The following is a 12,998-nucleotide window of genomic DNA, read 5'->3' as shown; positions in this document are numbered from 1 at the left end:
CTCCGATTTTATGCCACCAGCCGGAATGCCCGGTAGTAGTTGCTTTGCTTGAGCCGGCCGAAGAGCCGCAGACCCTGCCCGTCGAACTTGCCGGGATAGAAGATCACTAGAGGCGTATTTTGGATCAATGGGTGCAGACTGTTGAGCAGGGAATGACTGCGGATAAGAGGCCAGGCAGAGCCAATGCCGGATAAGAGGATGAGATCCTGGTCCTCCGGATTGGCTTTGTGGACAAAATATTCGGCCATCTTTTTGGCCTCCAGAGGTCCGCTCAATGCCTTGAGCAAGGCCTCGTCTCCTTTGCTTTTTTGCCGCTGGAAGGATTTGTCCAGGAGCTTTCGGTCCTTGAGGTAGTCGATGATCAGCTGAAACAGATTGATGTGGACAAATCGCAGGTCGGGTTTCCTTTTGGGCAACTGATCCTCAATGGTCTGAAGATAGGCCCGCATGTGCAGCTCATGCTCAGGTTCATAGTCAAAGATATAGAACCCGATCTCATTGCCCAGCCCGACGTTGGCCAAGAGCTCCCTGGACAGCAGGCGGTCGATGACCTGGTTGAGCCGGTCCTCAAATCTGGTGGTCATTGGAAAATCTCCAGACAACGTAGGACATAGGTTTCCTGATGTTTCTCCAGAAGTGAACGGATTTCCGGAAGCAGGGTAAAGGGGAGCAGGTGCTTGCTGCGCGTGGAGTCGATAATCTTGGCCTCAGCCAAGATCCTGAACACCACCTGCCGCACCTTGGCCCGGGTGGTTTCCGACCAGGAGTCCAGGGTGGAGTCGATGGTCCGGCCCTGTTCAACAAAAGTCTCCCAGTCCCGGTAGGAAATGTCATTTTGAAATGTACGGATTTTGGTGGTGACCACCTGGTGGATGAAGTCACCAACCAAGCGGTTGTGCTTGATGGCGGCACAGAGCAGGGCCTGGGTGGCCTGCTCTTTTGAGCCGTCCCGAATGATGGGCCAAAAGCTTGGATCTATTGCGCTCATGCGGGCCACAATCAGTCTGGCCTGTCTTTGAGCAGTCACCGGGCTTCGTTTCTGAAGGAGATTGTCTTCCAGGACTTTGTGCTTGAGCGGCTGGCCGGAAAACCCCTTGATCATGAGATCGGCCACTTTCCTGCTCTCCGGGACCAGAAGCGAGCCCGCGACAATATCACCTCTATATCGCGATGTGGACAAGCCGTCTCCGGTTGAGTGTAGATTGAGGGAAAATGGGAGATTGGATACGGCGATTGGGAAACAATCGTCGAATATACAAATTATTACTCACCCTTGGGTAGGCTTACCTGAGGGGGAGAAGAAAAGTCAATGAGGTGACAGAAAAGAGCTCAATGCCTTTCTGAGCCTAACATGTACTTTTTTATAACTGTCGCCACAACTGTCGCCAAAAAGTAAGCAACACAAAAAAAGGGTTACAGCCTGAGCTGTAACCCTTTGATTTTGAAGGTGCCGAGGGACAGAATTGAACTGCCGACACGGGGATTTTCAGTCCCCTGCTCTACCGACTGAGCTACCTCGGCCCGCGGAAAGAGTTTGTAGCAAAAAGCATTTCGTTTGGCAAGGACATTTTTGGCGCCCCTGGTGGGGCATTCAACGAGGTTTTCGTCCCTGGCGGGCAAGTGGACGAAACGACGTTCTGATCAGGCCGGGTACGCCTGTTTTACAGGCCTGTCTCACCGGGGGTCGAGAATGAAGGGTGACTTCCGGTTTGCGGTCCGGGGGTCAGTCTTCTTGGCCCGGGTGGGAATATTTCCGAAGGTACTCCACAAAAGCCTTAAAATCTATGGGGGGGCTATACAGATAGCCCTGAACCAGCTCGCATCCCAGCGTGCGCAGGGTTTGCTCATGCCTTTTATCTTCCACGCCTTCGGCCAGGACCTTGATCTGCAAGCTGTGCCCCAAGGATATAATGGCTTTGACCACTTCGTAGTCCTTGTCTCCTTTGGCCATGTTCCAGACAAAGGATTTATCTATCTTCAGCTTGGAAAAAGGATACCGGGTCAGGTATTGCAGGGAGGAATATCCAGTCCCGAAGTCATCCAAGGCCACGCTGATGCCCATGCCCAAGAGCTCACTCATCTGGTTCTGGACAAGTTCAAACCTGGAAATAAGCAGGCTTTCGGTGACTTCCAGTTCCAGCTGCTCCGGGGGAATGCCAGATGCCTGCATGGTTTTTGCGAGCTTGGAGCCCAGGTCCGGATCCTCCAGTTGAGGAGCTGCCAAATTGATAGCCATTCTGGGCAGATCAAGACCAGCCTCATTGATGCGCTGCAGTGCATCGCAGCCCTGATTGAGAACAAATTCCCCCAGTTCTTGGATGCGTCCCATATCCTCCAGAATGGGGATAAAGTCTTGTGGCCCGACGATTTTGCCGTCTGGATGGTGCCAGCGGACCAGGGCTTCAGCTCCTGCTATCCCATCTGTGGCCAGATCTATTTGGGGTTGAAAGAAGAGCGTGAACTGTTCCTGTTCCAGGGCATCCAGCAGATCTTTGTGCAACCGCAGACTCTCCAGGGAAGAGGCCTGCATATCGGAAGTAAAGAATTCAACACGTTGAATCCCTGATTCTTTCGCTCTGCCCATGGCTGTTTCAGCCTTTTGGACCAGATCGGTTCCCTGGTTGCCGTCGGTTGGATACCAACTGATGCCGGCACTTGCCGTGACGATAACCTCCCCCTGAACATCATGCACATTCAAGGGGCGAGCGATTCGGTCCAACAGGGACTGGAGCAAGATACCCGTATGCTTGGGACTTGAATCCGTGATCAGGAGCCCAAATATATCACCTTCTATTCGGGCTACGGGCAGGTTGGTGTCCTGGAGACGCTCCGGCCCAGGAGATCATTGACAGCCTTGAAGTTGTCCACGCCGAGGGCTGCTATAGCCAGCGGTCTGTCCTGGGATGAGCTCTCGGCAATAATGCTGTTCAGCTTGCGGAGGAACTCCTTGTGGTTCATCAGGCCGGTAACAGGGTCGTGGGTCAGCAGATATTGAAGCCGGCTTTCGGTCTGCAGCTGTTCGGTAAGGTCTTTTCCTGTCGCCAGGAAGTGGGTCAGATTGCCTGCTTGATCGTACAGGGGAGTGATGGTCTTGTATTCATAATACAGGGAGCCGTCCTTGGCTCTGTTGATGACTGTATCCCTGTAGACATCTCCGTTGAGGATGGTTTCCCACATGGTGTGATAAAATTCTGGGGGATGCTCATCTGACTTAAGGAGATTTGGCTTATTGCCGACTGCCTCTTCCCGGGAATATCCGGTTTTGGCTTCAAAGCTTGGATTAATATACTCAATGACCCCATCCCGGTCGGTAATAACCACAGTATCCGCAGTTTGTTCCAGCGCCCTGGAGAGCTTTTGCTGCTCGGTTATCATCTGCACATAACGGATAATATCCCCGACATGGAAGGCTACGGACTCAATTGTTTTTTCTTCTTCAGGCAAAAAGACCTGCCGGCTATTATTGGGCGGCGTCTGGGTGTAGACGACCTCCACGCTGCCCATGGTCTGATCGTTGAAGAAAACGGGATGAGTCAGGCTGAGTGAGCTTTGGACAAATCCCGGAGTTTGAAATTCTCCGTATCCCTGGATCACAATACGAGCTTGAGCAATATCCGGATATTGCCAGGCCTGGGGCATGGCTGCTGCGATTTGAGTCAGCCTCTCCGGCACAGAAAGATCTTCCCGATTCTTCAACCGGCTTATGGTATAGAGCAGGTTGAGCTCTTTTATTCTTTCCCGGAGCAGGTCTGTGTTTTGTTGCAGGAGGGAGGCTTTTTCATCTCTCTCTTTCTGGGTCCGGAGGGCTTGCACGCCAAAGGAGAGGTTGTCGGCCAGGGTGGTCAACAACTGCACTTCTTCCCGGTCAAAGGAATCGTCTTGATTGTAGAAGGTCAGTGTCCCCAGGACCTGGGTGCCGATTGTGAGGGGAAAAGCTGCAACCGAGTGAAAACCCCGCTGCAAGGCCTGGTCCCGCCAGAAGGCAAAGTCCCGGTCTTGGGCCGTATTCCTGCTGAACTGCGGCTTTCCGGAACGCACTGCTCTGCCCACAGGCCCGCGTCCGGAAGGGTCGTTTTCAGCCCAGGAGACAAAGACATTGTGCAGATAGTCGTTTCCCTGTCCAAAAGATGCAACGGGTTGCACCCACTTTTCTGCATCTTCCCGGGCAAATCCGATCCAGGCAAAAAGGTAGCCGCCGATTTCCACCGCAATACGGCAAATTTCTTGGAGAAGCTCTGTCTCATCCCGGGCCTGAATCACAGCGCTCAGACTTTGACTCAAGCAGTATGATGCCCTTTCCAAGTATTTGCGGCGCTGCTCTGACTGGAGATACTCGGTTACCTCGCGCATGATGATGGCCAGCCGAATTCCTTCCGGCAGCTGCAGCTTGGCAATGGTTCCCAGAAAGGAAAATCTTTCCCCGTTTTTGCGCCGCCCGAACAAGACGCCGCGATCGGCGAGCATTTTGACCTGCTCGGAACTTTCCAGAAACCTTTGGACATATCGGTGATGCTGTCCGGCGACCTCTCGGGGCAAAATGACATCCAGGGGCTGACCCAGCATGTTGCCCGCCGTATCTTGAAAGATGGCTTCTGCTTGCGGGTTGACCTGAACGATGCGCTGATCTTCATCGATCAGAACAAAGGCATCGGGCATGAGCTCCAGGAGCTGCCGGGCGAGATGAACATCGTCTATTTTTTCCGCCATAAAGGACCAAGCCTGGAGAGAAAAATAGTTCTTCGACGTAGCCTGTGGATTTTTGGAGTTGGCCATCTCTTCTGTGTGCCCACTTTCGGCCCGGTATTTTCTAAGTCCCGACAAAGGGGGATATCGGACATCGGACGTCAGCTGTTCTAAGAGACGACCTCCGACTTCCGACCTCCGACTTTCGACGTCTGATATCAGTCCCTTCGTTCCTCATCCAACCGGCAGCCGCTTGAATCCCGCCGAATCAAAATGCCTATCAAAGGAAAATACCTGGTCAATCCGCATACGTGTCATGATCACGAATGATATGCAGTCCGTAAAGCTCACCCCTTGATCAGAGAACTTGGCAAACCAGTCAATCGCCCTGAGCTCATCGTCCCGGTCAGGCCGACATATCTGCAGGATATTCGAAGCATACACTGCTTTCAGTCTCTTGGACGCAAACAGGTATCCCGCCCGTCTGCCCAACAGGGTTGCGGCCTCGTCCAGGACAAAGTTGCTGGTTACCAGGCCTTCATTTCTGGCTTTGAGCGCATCCCAGAAAGCTGTGGCTGGACTATGGTATTGATCTTTAGCCAGGTAGCGGGCCAGAAAGGCTCCGGTGTCGATAAATATCACATCTGATCCTGGTACAGGTACGTATCGTGGTTTTGACTGATATCCACAGGCACCTCGCCCTGGTACACCTCCTGATCGGCAAATAAGGCATCCTGCCCCTGCTGAGCATTGTTTTCTTCATGGAGTGTATGCTCCAAAGCCTCTCGAAGCAGCGTGCCCAAAGATATTCCTTTTTGCTCACAATACTGAGCCGCACGGTTCTTCAGGTCCTCTGGAAGCATGATTGTCGTTCGTTTCATATATATATCTCCATATTATGTGTACATAATATGGCATATAACTGTCCTGTCAACCTCCCAGTCCGGACATCGGACATCAGATATCGGACATCAGACGTCAGTACCTCACCTCTGCGCCTCGCTGGATTACACACATCGCGCTTGACGCGAAATGGGTAATACGTTTTGTCGGGTATCTGCTGCCGTGTGATTTATTTATGTCTGTTGACTTTGGCTGTTTGGTCGTGGATGTGAGTGGACTGCCTTGAGTTACACATATCGCGTTTGACGCATAGTGGGTAGATGTTGTTCCAAATTACACACTTTGCGTTTGACGCGATATGGGTAGTGCGTCAGTTTTTGGCGCGGTAGGCGCGGTTCCAGGGGTAGTTGTCCACTGTGAGTTCGAAGTTGGCCTTAAACCGGGAGGGGTTGCGGATGAGCATCTGGACCATCATGGAGTTGTAGATCTTCTCGTCCATGAGGTAGAGCTCGCTGGTGATGCGGTTTAAAAGGCCGTAGATGCCGGTATCGCTGTCCCAGGTGAAGTGCTTGGGATCTTCGTGATCCACCACATCCAGGCCGTTAAGCTCCAGGGTACCGCCTTCCAGCTCCATGTGTCCCTTATCCAGATCAAAGTTCACTTCCCCCCGGACCTGCTGGATCCGTCCCGGGTCGGCCTGGCCGGTGACCAGGTCCCACGAGCCATAAAAGCTTATCCAATAGGCCAAGCGCAGGTTCTCCCAGGACAGGACCAGATATTGGGGCGGAAGATCATTCGGCCAGTCATATTCCTTGTCCGCCAGGGAGCGGACAAACTCCTTTGCCCCTTCCGGCCCCATGTCCTCCAGCCCGGCCACTGGATCGGCCAGATAGGGCTTCCAGAACTCGTTCATATTCTTGTACTTGGTGCTGTTGGCTGCAAACTCCTCCCGCTGACTGAGGGTGATGTACTGCATCATCTGCCGGGCCTGACGGGGAGAAGAGGTCATATGCACCCTGGCCGCAGGATAAAGAATGCTTCCACCATGTATCCCACCATCACCAAAAGTAATTCGCTCCGCATAATATTGCCCGGCGTAGCCGTAGTCCCACCAGGGCCATAGCCGGGCGTTTTCCGGCGTCTTTTCCTTCAGTTCCAGGAAGGTCTGGGCATAGGGCTTGGGCAGGATAGGGGCCGGACTCAGGCCGGAGGCCACCTCCAACGTGGGCAACAAGACCACCAGGCTCAGGGCCAGTTGGACCACCACCCGCAGGCTCTTGCGGATATGTAAGCGGAGCAGGAGCAAGCTGAGGCCGAAACCAAGGCCCAGACCCAGAACCGCTCCGCCGTACATGGTGAACCGATTGCCCAGGGCAAAGGAAAACAGGGCCATGCCCAGCATGGGGACAAAGATCAGGGCCAATGGATAGCTGTACAGCACATATCCAAATCCAAGCAGCCCGGCGGCAAAAACGGCCCAGTGCCCGGCCACCCGGTAAATGATGCCGCCCCAGTCGATGTTCTGAGCTTCGCGGATGCTCTGGACCACCATGGGCAGGTTCAAGTCCCCTTCACGCCTGATGTCAGTGGAAAATATCTTGGCATATCCCAGGACCTTCATCACCCCGGACCAGATCATACCCAAAATATTGGCGTCGATAACTACAATGCAGCCCAGGGCGATCAGAGCCCATTTTAGCCCCTTGCCCGTACTTTGCCACTCAACTTTACGTTGCAGGATCCAAAACAGCGCGGCCACGCCCAGCCAAGAGACGGGTCCGCCTAGGGAGAGACCCAAAAACATGAGCAGGCCGATGATAAGCCAGCCGGTCTGCCGCCAGCTTGGAGCCAAGACCAGGATGCAGAGCACCAAAGCCCCCAGACTGGTCAGGAGCACAGCTCCGGCATTGGGATAAAACCACATATAGGCCATGCCGATAAGGCCCGCACCCACGGACTGGAGCAGAAAGCGCATTCTGTTTTCCTGGCTGAGTTCTTTGATCACATCTTTGCCCTGAAACCAGCCTGACCGCAGCCAGGGGGTGAAGAGCATGATCAAGAGAACATAGACGAGCAGGGGGAAAAAGAGTGCCAGAATATCCGTGTCATAAAAGCCAAGGCGTGTTCGCAGCACAAAGCCCAGACATCCGGCGGTTAAGACCCCGGCAGTTAAGGCCCCTTCCTCCAGCCGCCAGTGTCGGCCAAGGAGAATGAGAGGAATCACGGCCAGGGGAGCGACAAAGACCGGGAGCCAGAAGGCCAGATTGCCGTACTGCATGCCGGTTATGGCGTGGACCCATCCTGTTATTTGGGCTAGGGCCGCGTCTGGGTTTTTGCTGGTGTCTTTGGCTCCTGCCAGCCAGTAGTAGGCATCGTGGGTGGCCAGCAGCTTTTCGCCCTGAATACTCAAAGCTGGATTGTCCCAGGCCGGTGCTTCATACAGGCGCAGGCCCAGAGTTAGGGCGTAGGTAATGATGAAGATGCCGATGCAGAGGATTACGCGTGAGCGGTCGTTCATGTATGGCTGCCTTGCTTTTTATGGAAAACGTTCCTCGTTCTTTGTGCTTCGTTCTTCGTTGGAGGAGGGTTATCGGTTATCTGTTATCGGTTATCTGTTATCGGGGATAGTTATCTGTTATCCGTTATCAGGGAAGAATTAGAAATCCCAACCAGTTGAGATGTAGTAATTTTTCTATGGTTTTTGTGTTTACAGCTTCGCAGGCATGTGGGGTATTTTTCAGGGGCTGCTCTTTCAGTCTGTCGAATACCTGAAAAAATACGCAAAATCAGCAGAAAAGCAAAGGTCGCAAGGGATCCTCGCTGGCCTGTGTGAAAAGGGGGTTGTCCACCCCAGTACCATCACAAGGCTGAGCTACGGGGCAGGCGGGGCAGGCGAATCTGCACCCCAGTTAAACACCCAAAGGGTCGCGGTTTAACCCAATGAAACAGAAGAAGCCCAGCTAAATTGAAGAGGATTTAACGGGCCATGGGTTTCAAGGCAGGCGGGGCAAGCAAATTTCCACGAATTTTACTGTGTATTCCGTGGTCGTCATTGACACACATTCCGGCCAAGCATATGCTGAAGGCATATACACATCAGAAGGGGAGAACATTATGAACAAAGACCCTGCAACAGAAAATCATGGCGACAGCGTGCGAACAGCCCGGTTATTTAGAAACGGCAAAAACCAGGCAGTGCGTCTGCCCAAGGAGTTTGAAATACACGCCAGAGAAGTGATCATCCGCAAGCAGGGCGCAGACATCATCCTCACGCCAAAACCGGAAACATGGCAGGAGTACTTCGCCTCTGCGCAGCGTCTGGACGACGATTTTCCCGAGGATATCAGCGATCTGCCTTTTGAAATCCGGGAAAGCTTATGATAAAGTATATGCTGGATACCAATATCTGCATTGCTGTCATGAAAGGTCGCCCGGCCGTCCAATCAAAAATCAGCAACATTGATCCAGCCGAAATCGGTATCTCGAGTATTGTGCTGGCAGAACTTGCCTACGGGGTATGGAAAAGCAGCCAGAAAGAGCGCAATACACAGGCACTGACTGATTTCTGTTCAATTTGCAGCGTTTGGGACTGGCCGGCGGCTGCAGCTGATACCTACGGCGAGATACGGGGACTTCTCGAGCAACAGGGGCGCATAATCGGGGCCAATGACCTGCTCATAGCAGCGCATACCAAATATCTCAATGCTGTCCTCATCACCAACAACACCCGTGAGTTCAACAGGATCCCAGGTTTACCAATCGAGGACTGGACTCTTTGATTGCTTTCCGGGGGTCTTTTCAAGAAGACCACACCACACCCGGAATACAACACATGAAAAAAATTTTTCTGAATATACAGGTCGCCAGAAATATTCAATGCTGAAGCAGATGATATTTTGTCCTACCAGGCAGAATCATGAAGCGCGGGCAACTCTATCGGGTGTTCAAAGGAGCATCTGATGATCCCCGAAAATACAGGGTCTTTGTTGTGATAAGCCGCACAACTTCGTGGGCACCCTCAATCCATCCCGGGTTGAGGCTCTGGACCGGGCCTTGGCTATTGCTGTCGGAATTGATGAATAGAAGATGGAAAGAAAAAAAACTCTTTTATTCCGTCTTATTCCGTAATCTCTTCATCAAACAGCCGCATCCATAACCTCAGCCACCACCGTACAGGTCTTGTCAATCTCCTCGTCCGTCAGCGTGGGATGGACCAGAAACATCAAACTCGTTTCCCCCAGCTCCCTGGCCACCGGCAGTCTTTTCAACTCTCCTGTCGCTTCGTTCTCCTTATCGCTTACGCCGATTACATCGCTCCGTCCCTCAAGTCTCTCCGTCTCTCCATCTCTCCATCTCTTCGTCCCTCCGTCCCTTTGTCCCTCCGATCTCCGACTTCCGACGTCCGACCTCCGACCTCCGACCTCCGTCTTCCGACCTCCGACCTCCGATCTCCGATCTCCGAAAAAGAACGCTTTCTCCAGATAAATCTCCGGGCAGATCCCGCTCATGCAGGGTACATCCCGGGCGCTGATCTCGTTCATGATCCGGTCCCGGTCCCATCCGTCCCTTAATTCCTCCGGCCGGACAAAGACGTAGTACTTGTAATAGGCGTGGAAAATCTCGTCCTCCGGCTCGGTCACCCGCAAGCCGGGCAGATTCCGGAAGGCCACAGTCAGCCTCTGTGCCAGCTCCCGCCGACGAGCCACCCAATTGTCCAGCTTGCCCAGCTGGACCCGGCCGATGGCCGCCTGCATCTCGGTCATCCGCCAGTTGGTGCCAAACGACTCGTGCAGCCAGCGAAATCCCGGGGGATGCTCGCGCTCATACACTGCATCCCAGCTCTTGCCGTGGTCCTTATAGGCCCAGGCCCGCTTCCACAGGTCTTCGTCGTCCAGGACCAGCATGCCGCCTTCGCCTCCGGTGGTCATGATCTTGTCCTGACAAAAGGAAAAGGCGCCCATGTGCCCAAGGGAGCCCACCGGCCGGCCCTTGTACCTGGCCCCATGGGCCTGAGCGCAGTCCTCAATGACCCACAGTCCTTTTTCCTCGGCCAGCTCCATAATCGAATCCATGTCACACGGCCAGCCAGCCAGATGCACACAGATAACGGCTTTGGTCCGATCCGTACATACAGCCCGGATTGTCTCCGCGGTCATGTTCTGGGAGACCGGATCCACATCACAGACAACCGGCGTGGCCCCGCGCACGGCAACCGCACTGGCCGAGGCGATAAAGGTCCGGCAGGTGGTGATCACCTCATGGCCAGGTCCGATGCCCGCGGCAGCCAAGGCCAGCTCCAGGGCCAGGGTGCCGTTGGCCAGGGCAATCCCATGCCGCCGTCCGGTGTAGGCTGCGTATTCTTTTTCAAACGCTCGACCTTCCTGCCCGGTCCAGTAGTTCACTCGGCCAGAGAGCAGGGGCCGCATGGCGGCTTCTTGTTCGTCGGCCGCAAACACAGGCCAGGGGGAAAATGGTGAATGAAGCATGAAAACCTCTACATTTTAGCCCACGGAAAAGAATTTTTGCCCACGAAACACGCGAAATGACACGAAAGCTTAATACAGATCGCCAAAGCGATCTGTATTACATCAGCATTCTTTTTTTTCGAGTGTTTCGCGTGTTTCGTGGGCCATACTCTTATCTTCCCATGTATTTCCCTTCCGGGTGATCAAATTTTTCCGGCAGCGGAAAGTGCCTGGCGAATGGTATCCAGGGGCAACAGCAAGGCCAGGGGCTGATCAAGAAGAGGAACTGCACCATAGCCAGCATACCATGAGGCGATGGATTGGTTTTTGGCATCGATAAGCAAGGCCACACCGCCCACCTGGGAAGCAACCAGAATGCAACGTCGTCCCGCGGCCAACAATAGTTGACCGCCCAGACCGTATCCTTGCATCGAACGGTCCACCGCCAGCCTGGCCAACCTGAATGCCGGCACGTCATGCCGGGCAAGTGACCGCCGAACACGCTCAGGAGTTTGGTCAAAGGCAACACAGGCCGGGGCGAGACTGTAAAAACCAAGAATGCGTTTGCTGTTTGAAGTATCCACAGCTACAAATGTTTTTGCTCCGCCTTGGATATGGCTTTTGCGCGCATGGTGCTGCAAAAAACTATTTAATGCATCCTGGCCACAGTCAAATGCCTTCCGATTATGGGATTTGGCAATCGGCTCTTCGTGCCAAGCTGGAAGGGTCATGGGCTTGGGGGAAGATTTTGAGCGGCTTGCATCAACTTTGTGTTCGGAGCAGGGGGATTTTCCAACAGATCCAGCACATGCAGGCTGTCTCTTTGGTTCAGCTCAACTCTTTCTGCCTGTTCAATCACAGTTCGGGCCGCCTGTAGAGCATATCTGAGCATAAAATCGGTCAACGTGGTCTGCTCCAGGTCCACTGCCCTGACCAGAAGGGCCTTGTCCTCTGATGGAATGCGCAGAGATACGCGGCTATTGGTTTCAACAATCTTTCGAGGCATGTGCAAACTCCTCCAGTTTTGTACACATTGAAAATGTACATTATGTGCAGTACCGTGTCAACGCTTCATGCCGCATAAAAGACCTTTAGCCCACGGAAAAGAATTTTTGCCCACGAAACACGCGAAATGACACGAAAGTTGAAGCAAGAGATCTCGCCTTTGGCGATATATCTTGCTTCTATGCTCATTTTTCGAGTGTTTCGCGTGTTTCGTGGGCCATACTCTTCTCTTTTCCGTGCCTGCCCCATGAACTCTTCTTCTATTCCACCGCAGTGGGCTATACTCTGGCCCCTCGGAAAAGAATTATCGCCCACGAAACACACGAAAAGACACGAAAGTTAAAGCAAGAGATCTCGCCTGTGGCGAGATCTCTTGCTTTTATGATCTCTTTTTTTCGAGTGTTTCGAGTGTTTCGTGGGCCGTTCCCTTCTCTTCCCCTGTGTTTTGTGGGTTACATGACCATCCGCTTGTATTCCAGCTTTGGATAATGGCCAAAGTTTGCCAATAAGCCCACATCCATATCCGTTCCATGCAAATAGTTCAGCAACTGCGCATAATGATCATCAGATATTTCCCTGACAGCCTTGATTTCCACAATCACTTGATCATAACAGACGAAATCAGGCTCATAGGTTTTCTTGAGTTCTCTGTCCCGATAGGTCAACTTCAACTCAGGCTGAGAAATAAATGGAATATCTTTATATTCGAACTCGATCTCCAAGCATTCCTGGTAGACAGCCTCCAGAAACCCGCAGCCCATGCGTTTATAAACCTCGAAACAGGCGCCAAGTATGGCATATACTTCATCTGCACAACGCATAAATCCCTCGAAAAAGAACTTTTGCCCACGAAACACGCGAAATGACACGAAAGTTAAGGCAAGAGATCTCGCCTGTGGCGATATATCTTGCTTCTATGCTCATTTTTCGAGTGTTTCGAGCCTGCCCCGTGTACTTTCTTCCAGTACACTGGGGTGTTTCGTGGGCCATACTCTTCTCTTT

General features: G+C 53.0%; 13 protein-coding genes and 1 tRNA gene. 2 read left to right on the top strand and 12 right to left on the bottom strand.

Annotated elements, in window-relative coordinates; translation table 11 throughout:
* Window positions 1-8: 8 nt before the first annotated feature.
* The 8 genes from N902_RS0110290 to N902_RS0110255 all read right to left on the bottom strand — a co-directional run bounded on the left by N902_RS0110290 (window position 9) and on the right by N902_RS0110255 (window position 8,044).
* Window positions 9-584: a DUF1788 domain-containing protein gene (locus N902_RS0110290; protein WP_027370867.1), complete on the bottom strand. Its 576-nt coding sequence runs from the start codon at window positions 582-584 to the stop codon at window positions 9-11.
* Window positions 581-1,180 carry a DUF1819 family protein gene (locus N902_RS0110285; RefSeq protein WP_027370866.1) on the bottom strand — a complete coding sequence of 200 codons (600 nt, stop codon included), beginning with the start codon at window positions 1,178-1,180 and terminating at the stop codon, window positions 581-583. Before N902_RS0110285 ends, N902_RS0110290 begins: the two co-directional genes overlap by 4 nt.
* 268 nt (window positions 1,181-1,448) lie before the next feature.
* Window positions 1,449-1,521: transfer RNA gene (locus N902_RS0110280), tRNA-Phe, on the bottom strand.
* A 202-nt stretch (window positions 1,522-1,723) separates the two neighbouring features.
* Window positions 1,724-2,767, bottom strand: a complete 1,044-nt coding sequence (locus tag N902_RS0110275; RefSeq protein WP_279614657.1) for a putative bifunctional diguanylate cyclase/phosphodiesterase — start codon at window positions 2,765-2,767, stop codon at window positions 1,724-1,726.
* Between the two features lie 32 nt (window positions 2,768-2,799).
* Window positions 2,800-4,707, bottom strand: coding sequence for a sensor domain-containing diguanylate cyclase (locus N902_RS18795; RefSeq protein WP_051564502.1), 1,908 nt, complete (start codon window positions 4,705-4,707; stop codon window positions 2,800-2,802).
* A gap of 210 nt (window positions 4,708-4,917) precedes the next feature.
* Window positions 4,918-5,325 (bottom strand): type II toxin-antitoxin system VapC family toxin, encoded by a 408-nt coding sequence (locus tag N902_RS0110265; RefSeq protein ID WP_027370864.1) that lies wholly within the window; start codon window positions 5,323-5,325, stop codon window positions 4,918-4,920.
* A complete protein-coding gene (locus tag N902_RS0110260; RefSeq protein ID WP_027370863.1) occupies window positions 5,322-5,564 on the bottom strand; it encodes a hypothetical protein in 243 nt (80 codons plus the stop codon). Before N902_RS0110260 ends, N902_RS0110265 begins: the two co-directional genes overlap by 4 nt.
* 332 nt (window positions 5,565-5,896) lie before the next feature.
* Window positions 5,897-8,044 (bottom strand): STT3 domain-containing protein, encoded by a 2,148-nt coding sequence (locus tag N902_RS0110255; protein ID WP_027370862.1) that lies wholly within the window; start codon window positions 8,042-8,044, stop codon window positions 5,897-5,899.
* 596 nt (window positions 8,045-8,640) lie between these two features.
* Here N902_RS0110255 and N902_RS0110245 point away from each other — a divergent pair.
* Complete coding sequence (locus N902_RS0110245; protein ID WP_051564501.1) at window positions 8,641-8,907, top strand: antitoxin; 267 nt, start codon at window positions 8,641-8,643, stop codon at window positions 8,905-8,907.
* 8 nt (window positions 8,908-8,915) lie between these two features.
* Window positions 8,916-9,305: a type II toxin-antitoxin system tRNA(fMet)-specific endonuclease VapC gene (vapC, locus tag N902_RS0110240; protein WP_208596307.1), complete on the top strand. Its 390-nt coding sequence runs from the start codon at window positions 8,916-8,918 to the stop codon at window positions 9,303-9,305.
* A gap of 357 nt (window positions 9,306-9,662) precedes the next feature.
* Here the strand turns inward: vapC and N902_RS0110235 are convergent, their stop codons facing one another.
* From N902_RS0110235 to N902_RS0110220, 4 genes are all read right to left on the bottom strand, one after another.
* Window positions 9,663-11,012 carry a DegT/DnrJ/EryC1/StrS family aminotransferase gene (locus tag N902_RS0110235; protein WP_027370860.1) on the bottom strand — a complete coding sequence of 450 codons (1,350 nt, stop codon included), beginning with the start codon at window positions 11,010-11,012 and terminating at the stop codon, window positions 9,663-9,665.
* Window positions 11,013-11,194: 182 nt separating this feature from the next.
* Window positions 11,195-11,722: a hypothetical protein gene (locus N902_RS0110230; protein ID WP_027370859.1), complete on the bottom strand. Its 528-nt coding sequence runs from the start codon at window positions 11,720-11,722 to the stop codon at window positions 11,195-11,197.
* Window positions 11,719-11,997, bottom strand: coding sequence for a type II toxin-antitoxin system TacA family antitoxin (locus N902_RS0110225; protein ID WP_027370858.1), 279 nt, complete (start codon window positions 11,995-11,997; stop codon window positions 11,719-11,721). Before N902_RS0110225 ends, N902_RS0110230 begins: the two co-directional genes overlap by 4 nt.
* A 451-nt stretch (window positions 11,998-12,448) precedes the next feature.
* On the bottom strand, window positions 12,449-12,817 hold the full coding sequence (locus N902_RS0110220) for a GxxExxY protein (RefSeq protein ID WP_027370857.1): 369 nt from the start codon (window positions 12,815-12,817) through the stop codon (window positions 12,449-12,451).
* Window positions 12,818-12,998: the final 181 nt, after the last annotated feature.

It is taken from the genome of Desulfovermiculus halophilus DSM 18834, assembly GCF_000620765.1.
GTDB lineage: Bacteria > Desulfobacterota > Desulfovibrionia > Desulfovibrionales > Desulfothermaceae > Desulfovermiculus > Desulfovermiculus halophilus.
Note: the sequence above shows the minus strand (reverse complement) of the source record. Positions and strands in the feature narration are given on the sequence as shown.